The 1,940-nt window shown below is 50.6% G+C and carries 2 protein-coding genes; both read right to left on the bottom strand.

Features of this window, described 5'->3' with window-relative positions:
- Window positions 1–110: 110 nt before the first annotated feature.
- Window positions 111–551 (bottom strand): hypothetical protein, encoded by a 441-nt coding sequence (locus tag G485_RS0117405; protein WP_027091761.1) that lies wholly within the window; start codon window positions 549–551, stop codon window positions 111–113.
- Window positions 552–693: 142 nt separating this feature from the next.
- Window positions 694–1,761: a transposase gene (locus tag G485_RS0117400; protein ID WP_169732297.1), complete on the bottom strand. Its 1,068-nt coding sequence runs from the start codon at window positions 1,759–1,761 to the stop codon at window positions 694–696.
- Window positions 1,762–1,940: the final 179 nt, after the last annotated feature.

The raw sequence follows: 1,940 nt of genomic DNA, 5'->3' as shown, positions 1-1,940 counted from the left end.
CCCGAAGCAGACGCTCCAAGGCGACTCCGTTAGTCGGGGCATGCACCAAGATATCGACTTGGAACAAAAAGGAGCCGTCATCTGTTTTTTTTCTACGACAGCATAATTAGCTAACAAAACAATTGCTCCCATTCATGCTCAAGTGCAGCCAGGTACGCCTTGGGATCTCGATTAAAACGTCTGCGCTCTACATGCTCGTTCAAACGGGAACACCATTCCAATTTACATTTCTTATAGGTGGTATAGTCAACGGAGCGTAAGCGGCTTTCAATGTGTTCCTGACCAAGTGCGTCCCGAATGAGGACGATCAATTCGCCATTGCGCTGGATGTAGGTATTCCAATTCCGAAGTCCCGTGATGCGGCGGTGGTTAGCCTTCGTCTGCCGAAAAAATTGCTCTAAATCATTGTTCGTTCGCGGAAGGTGGTATTCGTCGTAACAAGTAAACAGACCATTCCAGAACCCGTTTGTATACCGGAGTATGTTGTCCACCATGGGAGCGTCTTCGGGCTTGGTGTACGTTTGTTTCATCCAGTCCAGCAGCACGGTCATTTCCCATCGCACCGTTTCACTGGTTTTGTCCGTTTCGGGTTCCAATAGGTTCGCAATCTGTTCCAGCGGCTTTCGCCACCGAGCCACGGTCTCGTAGACAGGCAGCAGCGGTTCTATTTTGCTGAAAATTCGGACGATACCTTCAAGGAGCGAAGGCCCCTTTTTTATCCAAGCATCGAGCTAACGAGGCTTGAATCGCTTGCGCGCGTTCGTAGATCAGCATACCCGGCAACTCGAGCGGGGGATCACCATCTTCTAGCAGTAAGGCGCGAACGGCCGCGATGTATTTCTTGGTGATCTGAGCTTCGGCCATTTCCGCCGTCGGTTGTTCCTTTGTGGATTCGCTCGCGGCAATGGTTTCGTTTTCGCTGGCGCGATTTTCGATTTGTTCGATTTTACGCTCGACTTCTCGAATTCCGCGCATGCTTTTCTTTAGTTCCGTCTTGAGTTTGCGATCCGCGTCCACTACCGGTTTTGCAATATCCTTCAAGTAATGATACTGGCAATACTGATACGGAACGTCGGGTAGCAGGCCTTCAAACGCCAGGCGGATCGAATGCTGGCCGTCGCTGACGATCCCGACAATGGGAAAGCCGAGTTCGATCACGGGCAGGATGAGCGTTTGCAATTCTGCCGCTGCGCCGCTTTTCATGTTCTTCGCGGCAAGCACCGTCCCGCTGAATACTTCGCGCAGCACATACAGTGTTTCGTTGCCCTTTTCCGGCTGGACGCCATCCATGGATAAGATGATGCCGCCGTTTTGTTCCGTCGTTTCGGCCAGTACCTTGCGGACATGGTCATCGAGACTGGCAGCCAAAAGGACTTGATACCGCTCATACAGATTTTGCGCGTGACGTTCGCTCGTTTGGATTCCGCGTTCGTTCAGGGTGTCCGTCAGTTCTTTAACCGTCATATGATGCTTGAATCGCAACTCGCCGACCAGAGCCAGCACATCGTAGCCATAGGACGAGTGCTTCATGCTGAGCATCTCCGCTTCGGCTGATTTATACGAGACGCCCGTATGCGAGCATGTTGGATTCTTGCAAGCGTACGCCATGCTCCATGCGTCGATGACACCGTTCAGCGTGGAAATCTTTTTATGCCAGGCCGTATGCGAACGTTGCAGCTTCGTTTCGCAATGCGGGCAGTGCGTCATTTCGGTTCGGAAATAGATCCGGGGGGCAGCACCTAACCGATTTTTAGGAAGCATAGGGGGCAACTCCTTTACAAAGTTGATCCCCTTTTACTTCGACAAAAGAAAGGAAAATCCTGTTAGTGAATCTTGCTGTCGTAGTTTTTTTGCTTTTGTCATGTTTGCTAGGAAGCCTCCGTCAAGCCCATGGGTATAAAAAAAGAAACTTACTCTCTCAATATATCATGTTTGTATCT

It is taken from the genome of Cohnella thermotolerans DSM 17683 (assembly GCF_000429825.1).
GTDB classification, from domain to species: Bacteria; Bacillota; Bacilli; order Paenibacillales; family Paenibacillaceae; genus Cohnella; species Cohnella thermotolerans.
The sequence above is the reverse complement of the archived record's forward strand: the minus strand, read 5'-3'. Positions and strand labels throughout refer to the sequence as shown.